Annotated in this window: 13 protein-coding genes; 3 read left to right on the forward strand and 10 right to left on the reverse strand. The window is 62.4% G+C overall.

Annotated elements, in window-relative coordinates; genetic code table 11:
* Positions 1-142: 142 nt before the first annotated feature.
* The 3 genes from HZC36_14815 to HZC36_14825 all read right to left on the reverse strand — a co-directional run bounded on the left by HZC36_14815 (position 143) and on the right by HZC36_14825 (position 2,615).
* Positions 143-1,336, reverse strand: a complete 1,194-nt coding sequence (locus tag HZC36_14815; GenBank protein MBI5708252.1) for a glycosyltransferase — start codon at positions 1,334-1,336, stop codon at positions 143-145.
* Positions 1,337-1,339: 3 nt separating this feature from the next.
* Positions 1,340-1,870, reverse strand: a complete 531-nt coding sequence (locus tag HZC36_14820; protein ID MBI5708253.1) for a helix-turn-helix domain-containing protein — start codon at positions 1,868-1,870, stop codon at positions 1,340-1,342.
* A 124-nt stretch (positions 1,871-1,994) separates the two neighbouring features.
* The gene (locus HZC36_14825) at positions 1,995-2,615 is read right to left on the reverse strand and encodes an aminodeoxychorismate/anthranilate synthase component II (GenBank protein ID MBI5708254.1); all 621 of its coding nucleotides are present in this window, start codon (positions 2,613-2,615) and stop codon (positions 1,995-1,997) included.
* A gap of 60 nt (positions 2,616-2,675) precedes the next feature.
* Between HZC36_14825 and HZC36_14830 the strand changes: the two genes are divergently transcribed.
* A complete protein-coding gene (locus HZC36_14830) occupies positions 2,676-3,518 on the forward strand; it encodes a hypothetical protein (GenBank protein MBI5708255.1) in 843 nt (280 codons plus the stop codon).
* A 289-nt stretch (positions 3,519-3,807) separates the two neighbouring features.
* On the opposite strand, the gene HZC36_14835 is transcribed toward HZC36_14830, so the two are convergent.
* Positions 3,808-4,746: a M48 family metallopeptidase gene (locus tag HZC36_14835; GenBank protein MBI5708256.1), complete on the reverse strand. Its 939-nt coding sequence runs from the start codon at positions 4,744-4,746 to the stop codon at positions 3,808-3,810.
* A gap of 257 nt (positions 4,747-5,003) precedes the next feature.
* On the opposite strand from HZC36_14835, the gene metG reads away from it, so the two are divergent.
* On the forward strand, positions 5,004-6,956 hold the full coding sequence (metG, locus tag HZC36_14840; GenBank protein ID MBI5708257.1) for a methionine--tRNA ligase: 1,953 nt from the start codon (positions 5,004-5,006) through the stop codon (positions 6,954-6,956).
* A gap of 87 nt (positions 6,957-7,043) precedes the next feature.
* Here the strand turns inward: metG and HZC36_14845 are convergent, their stop codons facing one another.
* The 6 genes from HZC36_14845 to HZC36_14870 all read right to left on the reverse strand — a co-directional run bounded on the left by HZC36_14845 (position 7,044) and on the right by HZC36_14870 (position 13,196).
* A complete protein-coding gene (locus tag HZC36_14845; GenBank protein MBI5708258.1) occupies positions 7,044-8,135 on the reverse strand; it encodes a site-2 protease family protein in 1,092 nt (363 codons plus the stop codon).
* A gap of 289 nt (positions 8,136-8,424) precedes the next feature.
* A complete protein-coding gene (locus HZC36_14850; GenBank protein MBI5708259.1) occupies positions 8,425-9,180 on the reverse strand; it encodes a class II aldolase/adducin family protein in 756 nt (251 codons plus the stop codon).
* 40 nt (positions 9,181-9,220) lie between these two features.
* The gene (locus HZC36_14855; protein ID MBI5708260.1) at positions 9,221-9,763 is read right to left on the reverse strand and encodes a lactate utilization protein; all 543 of its coding nucleotides are present in this window, start codon (positions 9,761-9,763) and stop codon (positions 9,221-9,223) included.
* The gene (locus HZC36_14860; GenBank protein ID MBI5708261.1) at positions 9,750-11,117 is read right to left on the reverse strand and encodes a lactate utilization protein; all 1,368 of its coding nucleotides are present in this window, start codon (positions 11,115-11,117) and stop codon (positions 9,750-9,752) included. The genes HZC36_14855 and HZC36_14860 overlap by 14 nt, the downstream gene beginning before the upstream one ends.
* Positions 11,114-11,821, reverse strand: coding sequence for a (Fe-S)-binding protein (locus HZC36_14865; protein ID MBI5708262.1), 708 nt, complete (start codon positions 11,819-11,821; stop codon positions 11,114-11,116). Before HZC36_14865 ends, HZC36_14860 begins: the two co-directional genes overlap by 4 nt.
* Position 11,822: 1 nt before the next feature.
* The gene (locus tag HZC36_14870; protein MBI5708263.1) at positions 11,823-13,196 is read right to left on the reverse strand and encodes a hypothetical protein; all 1,374 of its coding nucleotides are present in this window, start codon (positions 13,194-13,196) and stop codon (positions 11,823-11,825) included.
* A gap of 223 nt (positions 13,197-13,419) precedes the next feature.
* Between HZC36_14870 and HZC36_14875 the strand changes: the two genes are divergently transcribed.
* The coding region (locus HZC36_14875; GenBank protein MBI5708264.1) for a response regulator at positions 13,420-13,948 on the forward strand (529 nt) is incomplete at its 3' end.

Here is a 13,948-nt window from a genome sequence, read left to right on the forward strand (position 1 = left end):
CCAACGCGGCCGGGATGGGGACGAACGCCAGCGCGATGCTGAGCGCAGCTAGCGCTGCCAGCAAGGTGGCGAACGTCATGAGTCCGCCTGGTGATGGGTCTTGAGCGTGAGTTTCGCCTGCCATAACGTTTGACGCCCCGTGTCAGAGCAGGAGGCCCGTGGCCGCGCCGAGCGCTTCCGGGACTTTGGCGTCCAGCACCTGGTGGTACACGTTCAAGACGCTCTGGACCATCGTTGCGGCGCCCGCGTCTCGAACCGATTTGAGCGCCTCAGTCGACATCCGGGCGTGCATTTCGTCGTCTGCCAGCACGCGCAACACGCAGTCGGCAAAGGAACGGGCGTCGTTCGGAACGATGAAACCGTCAACCTGGTTGTCCACAGCTTCTCCGGCGCCGCCGCCCGCCACCACGACCGCCGGCAGACCGTAGGCCATCGCCTCCTGAACCACTAGGCCCTGGGTCTCGGTGACCGAGGCAAAGACGAACAGGTCGGAGGCCGCATAGACTTCATCCACCGCCTCTCGCGGGATAAACCCGAAGAAACGAACGCGATCGCCGATGCCGAGCTGGCGCACCATCTCGTCGCATTCCCAGCGGTAAGGGCCGTCCCCCACCAGGCAAAGCCTCGCGTTGGGGTCCTTTTGGAACACGCGGGCGGCCATCTCGAAGAGGACCGTCAGGTTTTTCTCTCGCGCCAGTCTGCCCACATAGAGCAGCACCTTTTGGTCCGGCGCAAAGCCGAGCTTTCGGCGCATCTCGCTTCGATCGAGCTCGGCGCCGATGCGCCTGCTGGTGGGGATAATCGTGGCCGGGGTCGCCACCGAATGTCGCCTGAGCCACCGATAGGCAGCGTGGCTGGGCACAATGACGTGGTCCACGCTGCCGTAATAGAAGCTCGTGTGTTTGGCCATCTTGAAGCGCACATAGCGCCTTGGAAAATAGGGGATGTAGTGGGCGTAACGGTCGTACAGCGTGTGGTAGGTCGAGACGATCGGGATCTCGTGGGACTGCGCCCAGCGCAGTCCCACAAACCCGAGCGTGAACGGCGTGTGGGTGTGGATGAGGTCGAACTCATGCCGCCGGAACTTGCGCAGAAGCCCAATAAACGGCGGTACCGCGAGCGGGTAGCCCTTGGTCCATGGCGACTCGAACGCGCGGGTGCGATAGGTGTTGGCGTCGGGATCACGGTAACCCGGCGCCGCTGCCGTGAAGAGGTGCACCGAATGGCCCGCGTCTCGCAGGCCATGGATGAGCGTGTCAATGCTGATGCTGACCCCGTTCAGAATGGGCAGCGCGCTATCCGAGAAGATTGCGATGCGCAACCTCTCTCGGGGCATGGATTACTCCTCGGGCAGCCGGCCGTGCTCCTCGACAAACCTGGCAATATTGCTTAGCCGGAAGCGCCGCTGGCCACCCTTGGTGCGATGATGGGACAGCCACTTTCGGTTCGTGTAGCGGCGAACGGTCGCCGGGCACACGCCGAGCAGGCGGCTCGTGTCTTCGAGAGAAAGCTCAGGATCGAGGAGGCGCCGGATCAGCTCATCGCGGCTCTCTTTGAATTCGCCTCGGTAGTAGTTGCTCGTCACGTTGTCGTCGAAGTACTTGTTCAGGAATTCGACGAGCTTGGGCAACTTCTCCCAGGTTCGATAGAGGTCCTCGCTGATGACGCTGGTGGTCTGCGGCTTGCGGCTGCGACGGGGTCTGGGCGCGCTCAGTTCGGTTTTGCGGAACCGTTTTGAGCCTCTTCCCGAACCTGCCAGGTACTCGCCGAAGTTGGGCACCTCGCCCTTGATCGGGGATTTGCCGTTGGCCGGCTTGTCGAGAAATGCGTTGTCGATGTAAGACTGCGGATCAAACTCTTTCTTTTTCAAAACGGAATCCTCTTGAATTCTGGGGGTTTGTGGAGTTTACTCCCATGCAACCCGCGAATACCTGCACGGTTTCAACTTCGACGAGGGTTCTCTGTGAAGTTGGTGGCGCGACCTTCTTTCGCAGCTACACCGGAGCCGCTGAGGCTCCGACGCGCTTGACGAAATTTTCGACGATCCGGAACCCCTCTTGGGTTAGCGCCGATTCAGGGTGAAACTGAACGCCCTCGATTGGAAGGCTCTCGTGCCGCATACCCATCACCTCATCGTCGTCCTCTGAAGTGGCGGTGACGAAGAACCCCGGCGGCAACGAGTCGCGAGTCACGATCAGCGAGTGGTAGCGTATGGCGCTGAACGGGTTCGGCATACCCTCGAAAAGCCCCTTGCCGTCGTGCCGGACCATTGAGGCTTTGCCGTGCATGATCTTGTGCGCCTGGCGCACCACGCCTCCAGCGACGTACCCGATCGCCTGATGCCCTAGGCAGACGCCGAAGAGCGGCCGTTCGGCGATCTTGTAGCCTTCGCGCTCTGCTCCAGAGAGGTAGGCGGAAAGCACGTCCAGGCACACGCCCGACTCGGTCGGAGTGCAAGGGCCAGGTGAAAGCATGATCCCATCGGGCTTCAGCCCGACGATCTCGTCCATCGTGATCTCGTCGTTCCTGCGCACGACGATCTCCGCCCCGCACATCCCCAGGTACTGGACCAGGTTGTAGGTGAAGCTGTCGTAGTTGTCGATGACGAGGATCACGAGCCTATTGTGACGCCTGAAGGTCGGATAATATCTCCTATGGAACGGAGGTGGGTTCGCATGTCTCGACTCAAATGGCTCCTGGCGACAGTGTCTCTTGCGTGCTTGGCGGCGGCCGGCTTTCAGGGCGCCTCGACGCCGGAACGATCGCTCAATGAGTTTGCGGCGGCGTTTGTCGCGGGAGATTTCGCCAAAGCCGTGACCTACGTCGTCGGCGGAAAACTCGACCCGCAGATGAGCATGATGGCAAACGCCATCAAGCAGCAGGGGCCGACGCTCAAACTCTCCAAGATGGCCGTCAAACGAAACGGCGACAAAGCCACGGTGAATGTGACGGTCACGATGGGCAGCCGACAGGGAGGCAGTCATACCGAGGTCGAGGACGTCCCCATGAAGCTCGTCGGGGGCAAGTGGTTGATCGTCCCCGCTTCGGGTGCCGATCCTGGGGCCGGGCGCAAGCCGATCCAAGGCATGGCGCAAATGCTCAGCCAGGGCATGAGGCCGCTGTTCCAAGAGGCCAAGAGCCGCGCGATGTCCACCACCGCGCTCAGCAACGTGAAACAGCTCGCCGTAGCGACCATCATGTACAGCAGCGACTACGATGACAAGTATCCGCCCACCGTTGGCGGATGGCACAAAGCGATTTTCCCTTACTGCAAAAACGAGCGCCTCTTCAAGGCGCCCGGCGATAAGGGCCAAGGCGACAGCTTCGCGCTCAATGCCTACGTGGCGGGCAAATCCTACTCGAGAATGGCCATGCCTTCCGACGTTGTGATGGTGTATCAGGGCAAAGGCCAGAAGCTGGCCTTCGATCAAACCGGCCGCGCCGCCGTTGCGTTCTGCGATGGCCACGCGCGGCTTGTAGACAGAGAGGCTGCGAAGAAGCTTCGCTGGAAACCCTGAGGGACAAAGGGACAAGGGGTCGAGGGGACCGAAAAGGACTTCTGAGCCCGTGGGGCAGACTCTCAGTCTGCCTGGGTGAGTTCGCCGACTTGTCGGCGCACGCTCAATGCCGCCCGTAGCCGCAGGTCTTCAGCCTGCGTCCGAAGGAACCTATCTCATCAATTTGCGGAGGGCAAGATTCAGGCATCGGGCTTGACCGATCGGGTTAGCATCGCCGCGGCGGCAAGCCGCATGGGTGAGAGCGCCGACAAGTCGGCGCACTCCCAGCCGCACTCCCGACGACCTCGGATTACCCTTCCAATGAGGAGGGCGCATAGTTGCCTGCCAACCCCCGCAGCGCCCGAATGCGGTCCGCCGTAGAGGGGTGGGTGCTGAGCGCGTCATCGAGGCTCGCCGTGAGTTTGCGAATCGGGTTCACGATGTAGAGGTGCTCCGTGGCCCGGTTGGCGGCTTCGAGCGGCTCATGATCCTCTGAGATCTTCGTTAAGGCCGAAACAAGGCCCTCGGGATTGCGCGTGAGCTGCGCCGCAGTGGCGTCGGCCAGATACTCGCGCTGGCGGCTGACCGCCATATGGAGCAGTGCGGCAAAGAGCGGCGCCAAGATCGCGAGCAGAATCCCCAGGATCACAAAGATCGCATTGCCGCCGTTGTTATCGCTGCGGCTGCGACGGCCCCCGCCCCACCAAATCGAACGCCCCAGGAAGTCCGCGAGGAGAGGAATGAGCCCTGCAACGAGCGCGATGGTGGTCATGAACCGAATGTCGAAATTGCGGATGTGGCCGATCTCATGCGCGATCACCGCCTGAAGCTCCTCGCGGTTCAGCTTTTCCAGTAGACCCGTGGTGCAGCAAACCGTCGCGTGCTCGGGGTCCGGGCCCGTGGCGAAAGCGTTGGGCGCGGAGTCGTCGATCACCATCACCCTGGGCTTGGGGATCCCGGCGGCGATGGCCATCTCCTCGGTCACGTTGCTCAGGACCTGATCCTCAATAGGGCTTGCTTCCCGCGCGCCCGAGATGGCGAGCACGATCCCGGGTCCCGAGAAGCGCGCGAGCATGGCCAGAAAGAGGCCGAGAACGCCGGCGCCCACAGCCCCAGCAAGCCACAGGTCGGGCTGATAATAGCCTGCTAGGACCGCGCCAAGCGCTGCGAGCAGCAGGACCAGGAAGAAGGCGTAGACGAAGCTGGCGCGCTTGTTGGCGGCAATCTGCTCGCGGAGGGTTCGCTTCATGGGTGCTGGAATAGTTTACGGGGAGGAAAGGGATTAGGTTTTGAGGTGTTCAGGTTGTCGGGTCTTGAGGTGTTCAGGTTTTGGGGTTGTGAGGTGTTCAGGTCTTTCGGTTGTCGCCCGGCCAGGCTGGTGGTTTGGACCGAGCCGATGAAGCCCCAAGCACCTGATAACCTGAGAACCTGAAAACCTATGCTCCAGAGAACCTGAACACCTGAGAACCCGGCCACTCTCCCCTCCCCCGGTAAACTCCAGGCTCGATGTCCAAGCAGACCTCCATCATGACGGCGATTCCTTATGTGAACGCGACGCCGCACATTGGGAACATCCTGACGGACCTGGCCGGAGACGTCTCCGCCCGGTACTTCCGCATGCGCGGGCACGAGGTGTTTTTTCAGGCTGGGACCGACGAAAACGGCCTGAAGATCAAGGAGGCCGCCGAAGCCGCCGGGGAAGACGTTCATGCTTTTGTGGACCGGATCGCCGCCCGATTTGTTGAGATTTTCGGCGGCATGAAGATCGAATACGACGGATTCGTGCGCACCGCCTCTGACGAGCACAAGGCCGTCGCACAGGAGTTCTTTCGGCGACTGCAGGCCGAGGGGCACATCACGACCGGCACCTATGAGGGGTGGTACGACGTTTCGACCGAGACCTTCTTCCGGGAGGCCGAACTCGTCGATGGCAAGTCGCCCGATGGCAACCCCGTGCGCTGGGTCAGCGAGACAAACTACTTCTTCAGGCTGAGCGCCTTTGAGGAGAAGCTTCTGAAGGCGTATGAATCCGGCGCGATCAAGATCGTTCCCGAAACGCGATTCAACGAGGTGATCTCGTTCATCAAGCAGGGCCTTCGCGACATCGCTATTTCGAGGAGCAACCCCGGGTGGGGGGTGCCGGTTCCGGGCGACGATGCTCAGGTGATCTATGTATGGTTCGACGCTTTGATTAACTACATCACGTCGACGGGCTGGCCAAAAGAGGGCTGGGAAGACCGCTGGCCGCCCGCGGTGCAATGGCTCGGCAAGGACATTCTGACCCGGTTCCACGCCACGCTTTGGCCCGCGATGCTGATGGGAGTGGGGTTGCCGGTGCCGCCCGTCATCGCGGCGCACGCCTGGGTGCTTTTGGGTGGCGAGAAGATCTCCAAGTCGAAAGGCAACGTGGTCGCGCCCCTGGAGCTGGCCGAGGACCTCGCTGCCCGCGCAGGTTGCACACAAGAAATCGCGATTGATGCCGTGCGGTACTACCTGACCGCCACGATGCCGTTCGAAAACGACTCCGTGTTCACCTATGAGGACTTTGACAAGCGCTACAACAGCGATCTGGCGAACGACCTCGGGAATGCCCTGAATCGGAGCCTCTCGATGGCGCACAAGTTTGTGGATGGCAAGATGCCGAACGCGCCGATCGAAGCAGAAGCTCAGGCTGCCATCGCGCAAGCCAAGGCCGGATTCGAGTCGGCGATGGAGGGCTTCCGGCTGGAGCGAGCCATCGATGCGGCGATGGGGCTGGTGCGGTTTCTCAACAAGTACATCGACACCCGGGCGCCTTGGGCGCTCGCAAAGGCCGGCGATCCTGCATTGGCGTCGGTACTGGCCTCGATGCTCGCCTGCCTGCGAGCTGCCGAAGGTCTTGTGCGCCCCGTGGTGCCCGAGACGGCCGATCAGATTGCCAAACAGCTTGGCTGTGCGCCGCTGTCCTCCTGGAGCGATATTGGAGCGGAGGGGGCCTTGCCGCCGGGGACGGAGCTCGGACGCCCGCAGCCGATTTTCCCACGATTGGAGACCCAAACCACAAAACAACAAGACAAGGAACACCCCAAGATGTGGACCCCAACCCCAGAAACGGCCCCCCCCACCGAGACCAAGCACGCCGAGGCTGCGAACGATCTCATCGCCTATGAGGACTTTGCCAAAGTCCAGTTGCGGATCGCGCGGGTGCTCGAAGCCGAGCCCATCGAAGGGGCCGATAAGCTGCTGAAGCTGCAGATCGTCCTCGGCGACGAAAAGCGCCAACTGGTTGCCGGAATCCGGAAGGACTACGACGTGGCGGACCTGATCGGGCGGCAGATCGTGGTGGTGGCGAACCTCAAACCGGCCAAGCTGCGCGGCGTCGAGAGCCAGGGGATGCTTCTGGCGGCGGTGTCGGAGGATGGCGGAGCCATCCTGCTCCAGCCGGACAAGGAAGCCCCCGAAGGCGGGAAGGTCAAGTAGCAACGGCTACGGGTTTCGAGCTTCGTGATGCTACCTTCGGCAGGGCAGACTGAAAGTCTGCCCTTCGGGAGGCCGCGTTCATGCCCCCTATCGCCGCTGCATAGCCTGCTGGAGCATCATGAATTCGGCCAAGTTTTCGGCGCTAACCATGCCGACAAGGCGGTCCTCCTCAAAGACGAGCGCCGGAGTGCCGCTGGAAGATCCAATCGCCCTCAGGGCGTCCTCCATCGGTTGGTCGGGGACGAGCCGCGCGAATTGCCGGTCCATATGCCCAGCCACATAGCCCCATTGACCCTCTGAGGCGAGCCCGCGCACGATCCCGTCACGCGTGAGCAGCCCCAAAACCTCGTCGCCGACGACGATGGGAAAGCCCGTCTGCGAGCTCTTCAGCAGCAGGTCGGCCGCCTCTGAAAGAGTTGCGCCGCTGGAGAGGGTCTGGAAATCGGTCATCATCGCCTCCGACACGCGCTTGCCCTCGATGATCGCGAGCCCGACGGCAGTCTGCACCTCCTGCCCCGCGCCGACGAAGACCAGCAGAGCGATCACGGTGAGCATGATGTTGTTGTCGACGAGCCCCCAAAACCCCATCGCCATGGCCATGAGCTGCGCGATCGCGCCGGACATGCGCGTCGCCTGCACTTCGGGGTACTTCAACGCCAAGAGCGCTCGGAGGACTCTGCCGCCGTCCATGGGGAGCGCCGGGATCAGGTTGAACAAAGGCAGGAACACATTCGCAGCGAACAGCCCTTGGAGGTAGGTCGCCTTTTCGAGATCGACCCCCGCACTGGGAGGCTTACCCTCGACAGCCACAGCGATCGGGTAGATCGCGAGCGCGATGAGAACGTTAACCGCGGGTCCCGCCAGGGCGATCCAGAGTTCCTCCCTGGGCTTGGGCCGAGTTTCGAGCATCGCCATACCGCCAACCGGATAAAGGGTCACGTCGCGCGTTTTGATGCCGAACCTCTTGGCGACCAGCGCGTGGCCGAATTCGTGGAGCACCACGCAAACAAAGATGGACGGCACAAGCAGGGCGTGGCTGCGGTCCTGCTCCCGATAAGCGAGCATCACCAGCCAGATCAGGAACAGCACAAAGGTGATGTGGAGCCGTAGCGGGATGCCAAACGGGTTGCCGATCTTGATCGACCAAATCGAGTCTCGGGTGGGACGTCGGCGCGCCATAGCTTGGCAACAAGATACCGCCTGGTGGGCCTTCTTCCCTGAAGACGGGCCTAGAAGACCCTCACTCGGTTTGCCCGCCGTCAATTCTCCGCTCTTGGGACTGTTTGCATTTGGGCTCGGCGAGGTCGAAGAGCGATAGCCGGTGGCCGAGCTTAACGAGACCCCCCGTTTAGGGCCACCTCAAAGCCCACAACCCGGAGGGCTGCCAAAGGCTGGACCGCAGATTCCTCATCGCTCGCGTTCGGCGCAGAGCAGGACCTCTCCAAGGCGGGAGAGGCGCTTCGAAAGCCTATAGCCCGCGGAGCAGGCGCTGGCGATAGTGCTCGTCCGGGCGCTTGTGGATTCGGGCGATGTCGGCCCCGGAGAACCAATGAATCGGTGCGCCGGTCTGAATCGCGGCCAGCGTCACGCGGGCGGCTTTGACCGCCATACGGGTTGCCGACTCTATCTCGGCGACGCTTGCGCCCAAGGCGATGAGGCCGTGGTTCTGGAGCCAGATGGTCTTGGGGCATTCATCGGTGCGCTCGATGAAGGCCACGACCCGCTCGCGGATAACCCGTGCCAAGGGAAGGCCCGGGTCGGTGTAGGGAACAAATACGCTCTCGGGTCCGCAGCAAACGATCTCATCCGGAAACAGCCGCTTCTTTGCGAGTTCTTCCGCCTGCTCCAAGCAGAGCAAGGCGAGCAACGGGGTCGGGTGGGTGTGGCCAACGAACGCCACACCCGGCAACCGAAGCAGAAACGCGTGCATGAACGTCTCGACGCTCGGCATGGCACCTCTTGCCGACTTGACCGTGGCGGCTTGCAAGGTCTGCTTAACCTGTGCATCGTCGAGGTCCGGGCCGTCCACCGCTGCCAGAATCGGACTGAAAGCAACCTCGGCTAGGCCCTGATCGTCGAGCTCTTCAAGGCTCTTGCCGCTGGCCTTGATCCAAAAGGTGGACTCGGTGGCGTGTCCGCTGGCGTTGCCCTCGGCGAGAATCGCAGCATCGAGCGCAGACGATCCCAGCGCTCTGGACAGTTGGATGACGTCGATCATCGCCATGGTCAGGGTGATTATGATGGAGTGCGGGTTGCTGCCGTGCCTATGTGCGGAGGATCAACAGCTCGCGAGGGCCGTGCACGCCTTGAACGAGCACGCCCTCGATGTCGGCGGTTCGGCTAGCGCCGGTGACGAAGACGGAAGTCCTTGAGTCCATTTTCTCGATCGCCTCAGCCAAGGTTTCCACAATCGCCGAAGACTCGATGATGCAGATATGGGTCCATGGGGTGAGGCTGGCCAGGCGCCTCTTTCCGGGCCCCGCTGAGAGCAAGAGGCTGCCCGTTTCGGCAACCGCCAAGTCGGCCGTCGTGATGCCAACCTCGGCTTCCCACGGGTCTTCGGCAACCAGCCAAGGGAGCCCGGCGACGAAGGGCATGGCGTCTTCGTCGATGAGCGCAGGTCTACTCAGGAAGGGTTCCAGGTCGGCCGTACCGATCATGCGCCCTCCGAGGGGCTCGACCAATTGCTGGAACTGCTTCCAAAGCTCTGCTTCAGAGACGGCGCACCTTTGGCCAGGAAAGGCGCTCGGGTGGGCAGCACCGCTGCCCCTTGACAGGGCGCCTAGAATCAGGTCACGCTCGCTCATGCCACCACTTCCTGAAGTCTCGCCCCTGCTTTGAGGGAGCTTCTTTGAACTCGGTCCAGGACCCCAGCGCCGGGTTGGGCAGCGAGGAGGCATAGGGCAGAAGGGTCAGCCCGGTCCGCCAAGTTCTGGCATTGCTGGCGGCTCTGCCAAACCATTGCCAGGGGATTCCGTCGCGAACGACGCCCTTCTCGGCCGCCTCATGCCGAAGCTGCAGCAAGAGATGAGGGATCGGAATCTTGACCGGGCATACTTCCTCACACGCGCCGCAGAGCGAGGAGGCTTTCGCCAAGTCGCCATAGGCTTCGACGCCGTCCTTCGCGGGGGCGAGCACCGCGCCGATCGGGCCACCGTAGACGTGCCCGTAGCCGTGGCCCGAGGTCACGCGGAACACCGGGCATACGTTCTGGCAGGCCCCGCAGCGGATGCAGCGCAGGATGTCGCGATAGGGGCCGTTCAGCACCTTGGAACGGCCATTGTCCACGAGAACCAGATGCACTTCCTCGGGCCCGTCTTCTTCATCGGCGCGCCTTGGACCGGAGATAAAGTGCATGTAGGTCGCGACTTTCTGGCCGGTGGAGGAACTGGCTAGGAGCTCTAGGAACACGGGAAGATCGCTCTCGGAGGGCAGCAGCTTCTCGATGCCCATAACGGCAATGTGGGTTTGCGGAGCGGTAGTAGAGAGCCGGTTATTGCCCTCGTTCTCAATGATGACGAGACGCCCCGTTTCGGCGACGGCGAAGTTCACGCCGCTGATACCGGCAGCGGCACGCTGAAACTGGCCCCGGAGGTGCTCGCGAGCCTGAAGAGTCAGTTCGGCGGGGTCTTCGGTGTAAGGGCCAAGACCGTCGCGGTGAAAGCTGCGCGCGACCTCGTAGCGGCTCTTGTGGATGATCGGCATCACGATATGGCTGGTGGTGTCGTGATCGACCTGGACCACAAACTCGCCAAGGTCCGTCTCAACCGGTTTGTAGCCCGCCTCTTCAAGGGCGTGGTTGAGGTGGATCTCCTCCGTGGCCATGCTCTTGCCCTTCGCCACGATGTCGCCTCTCTCACAGCGGTCAGCTAGAATACCTAGGATAATGTGCCTGGCCGATTCCGCGGTTGCAGCCCAGTGGACCCTGATTCCGTTTTCGACGCAGCGAGCTTCAAACTGAAGGAGCAGCTCGTGTAAGTGATCCAGCACCCACGCCTTCGTCTCAGCCGCCCACTGCCGCGCCTCTTCGGCTTGGCCACCAACGCCAATCGCAAGAGCCTCTCTGCGCTGCTCGACCTTTCTGGAGGCTGCCTGGCGTACCGAGAATGTCCGGGCTTCCGACTGCGTCCGAGCGAACTCCTCGACGCGCGAACCCTTCATCCCGGGATGGCCTCCGCGAGGATTTGAGCGTAGTGCAACGTACGAAGCGGCAGGTTGTGCCTTTTGATTAGGCCGCCTAGGTGCATGAGGCACCCCATGTCTCCGCTGGCCAGCACCTTGGCTCCGGATTCCATCACGCTTTGGAGCTTGTCGAGACCGATCTGCTCGCTCAGCTTGCCGTGGGTCGCGGAGAACGCCCCGCCGAACCCGCAGCACTGCTCAAAGTGAGCGATCGGCAAGAGCTCGATCCCTGACACCATCCCGAGCAGACGTTCCTGTGAATCGCCTAGGTGGATCGCTCGGCCGTGGCAGGAGCGGTGAAACGCGACCTTCTGGCGATGCGTGATCCCTTGCGGCTCAAGCGGCCATCGGTCGACGCCCACGTGCCGCAGGAGGAACTCGGAGAGTTCATATGTCGGCGGCGGCGTGAGTCCCATCATCGGGTAGCCGTCGCGCAGCATGGCGGCGCAAGAGGCGCTGGGAACGACCACGGGCTCATCCCCTGAGAAGACCTTGAGGCAGTGCTTGGCGACCTGTTTGGAGGCATCCCAATCTCCCGAGTTGAAGGGCGGCTGGCCGCAGCAGGTCTGGTCCTCGGGGAAGATCACCTGGCATCCGGCGTGCTCGAGCGCTCGCGCCGTCGCGACGCCGACCTCCCCATAAAAGGCATCGCAGAGGCAGGTGAGCATCAGTCGTACGCGCATGTTAGGGCTCGTACCTCCGGAGCTCCAAGCTGGCGTCGATGACAGCGGCAACCTCATCGAAATCTCTCAAGGCCCCCTGAGCCATGAACTGCACCGCTAGGTTGCCTAACACAGTGGCCTCTTGCGGTCCCGCGAGCACGGTTCGTTGGCTGGCGCTTGCCAGATGCTGACAGAACGCTTCGCTCGCCGATCCACCCCCGGCCACGCGAACTTCGGTGAAGCGCCTTCCCAAGAGGCGCTCAATGTCATCAAGCTTGTGGCACGTGGTATCGACCAGGCTCAGCAGGGCTATGCCTGCCCACGCCTTGCTTCCCGTCTGGTTCTCGCCCAGTTGAGTCGAAACCGCTTCCAGCATCGACGCCGGGTTGAACAAGTTCGGATCGAAGAGGTCTAGCCGCCTCGCCTGGCCCAAGTCCGCCTCTTTGAGCCACTCCGAAACGGGAACGGACACGCCCAGGTCCGCGTGCAGCCGGTTGATCACGAAGAACCCGGGGATGTTGTCGAGGAACCGGACACGCCCGTCGACGGCGCGTTCGTTGGTGAGGTTGGCGCTTTCCGCCTCAGCGCTGGCCAGGGGAATCTCGGTGACCGCGCCAAGCAGTGACCACGTGCCTGCGTTGAGGAACGCGCGGTGCTCGCCGAGCGAGCCCAGACCGCACACTGCGGAAGCCGTGTCATGGCTTCCCACGCGTGCGACGGACACACCCTTCGCCGTACGACCCACGATCCGCCCCGGCAATTCGGGCTGTGAATCGGGAAGGGGCCAGCCTGCAAGCTCGAAAGCGCGGGCTGACCATCGCCCGTCGAGGCCCATGAGCTGGGTGGTCGAGGCCTGGGTCAGTTCGTGCCCCGATGGGGCGCCGAGCAGATGATGAAGCAGTTCAGGGAGGATCCTCCACTGAACGCCGCGCCGCGCCATCGCTGGGGTCTGCCGAGCCCGAGCGACGAGCTGATAGAAGGTGTTGAAGGGTTGATGCTGGATTCCCGTGAGCGCGTAGAGCTCATGCCGATAGGCTCGAAGCTCCTCGAATACCTGGCTGTGCAGAGGGTGCCGATAGCAGAGGGGCGGCTGGATCAGTTCGCCGTTCTCATCGAGGAACCCATGGTCCACACCCCAAGAGTCGATGCCAATGGTGGCGTCGGGTAGCGCCAGTGCGTGAGATTCAGCCTCGCGGCAAATCCCGAGCAGGGTCTCGGTGTTCCAGGCGGGTCCGAGTTCGGTGTCGAGAGGATCGTTGGAGCGCTGGCCGATCACCCGACAATAGATGCGCCCGTCCTCCAGCGTCCCTTCGGCAAAACGAACGGACGAAGCGCCAAGATCGACGGCGACGGCATGATGGATGGGGGATGCCACGGCTCTCGTTAGGTTTACCACGCCACGCCCGATTTCCTCCTACGGAAATGCGCGACGCGCGTTGGGTGAAGCGCGAAGCGATGGGACCCACCTCCCCCATTTAGGAGTGGTGTGCCGGTTCCCATCATCCCTCTATGCCATCCCCACCTCATCTCATCCTCTCCTCCCGGGAACTGAGCAGGCCTCCTGAGGTATCCTCATAGACTCAATAAGGCACAGCGCCGTGTCTCTTTTGGAGGCACCTATGGCAACACAGATGCGTGTTTTGATTGCGGATGACGACCCCATCATCCGGTTGGACCTGAAGCAGATGCTCGAGAGCATGGGCTATGCCATCGTCGCTGAGGCGGGCGACGGGCAGCAGGCGCTCAACCTCGCCCGGGAGTTCATGCCCGATATCTGCGTCTTCGACGTCAAGATGCCCGTGATGGACGGCATCGACGCCTCGACCTATGTGACCACCGAGGGCATCGCGCCGGTGATCCTGCTCACGGCCTATAGCGATACCGAACTTGTGCAACGCGCCACCGAAGCCGGCGTGTTCGCCTATCTCGTCAAGCCGTTCAAGCCGAGTGATTTGGGTCCGGCGATCGAGGTGGCGAAGAAGTGCTACGACCGCTATCTTGAGGTCAATACCGAACTTACCGACGTGAAAGGGCGGTTCGAGGCGCGTAAGTCGATCGACCGCGCCAAGGGCATCCTCATGGACACTCTCGGCATCACTGAGGCGGAAGCCTATCGACGGATTCAGCTTCAGTCGATGAACGCCCGAA

This window comes from Armatimonadota bacterium, assembly GCA_016223145.1.
Lineage (GTDB): Bacteria > Armatimonadota > Fimbriimonadia > Fimbriimonadales > Fimbriimonadaceae > Nitrosymbiomonas.

What these genes read in the sequence shown, in the direction of transcription:
- metG (MBI5708257.1), top strand. Translation starts at nt 5,004, where the DNA reads ATGTCCAAGCAGACCTCCATCATGACGGCGATTCCTTATGTGAACGCG.
- HZC36_14860 (MBI5708261.1), bottom strand. Translation starts at nt 11,117, where the DNA reads ATGAAGGGTTCGCGCGTCGAGGAGTTCGCTCGGACGCAGTCGGAAGCC.
- HZC36_14855 (MBI5708260.1), bottom strand. Translation starts at nt 9,763, where the DNA reads ATGAGCGAGCGTGACCTGATTCTAGGCGCCCTGTCAAGGGGCAGCGGT.
- HZC36_14850 (MBI5708259.1), bottom strand. Translation starts at nt 9,180, where the DNA reads ATGGCGATGATCGACGTCATCCAACTGTCCAGAGCGCTGGGATCGTCT.
- HZC36_14835 (MBI5708256.1), bottom strand. Translation starts at nt 4,746, where the DNA reads ATGAAGCGAACCCTCCGCGAGCAGATTGCCGCCAACAAGCGCGCCAGC.
- HZC36_14845 (MBI5708258.1), bottom strand. Translation starts at nt 8,135, where the DNA reads ATGGCGCGCCGACGTCCCACCCGAGACTCGATTTGGTCGATCAAGATC.
- HZC36_14830 (MBI5708255.1), top strand. Translation starts at nt 2,676, where the DNA reads ATGTCTCGACTCAAATGGCTCCTGGCGACAGTGTCTCTTGCGTGCTTG.
- HZC36_14865 (MBI5708262.1), bottom strand. Translation starts at nt 11,821, where the DNA reads ATGCGCGTACGACTGATGCTCACCTGCCTCTGCGATGCCTTTTATGGG.
- HZC36_14815 (MBI5708252.1), bottom strand. Translation starts at nt 1,336, where the DNA reads ATGCCCCGAGAGAGGTTGCGCATCGCAATCTTCTCGGATAGCGCGCTG.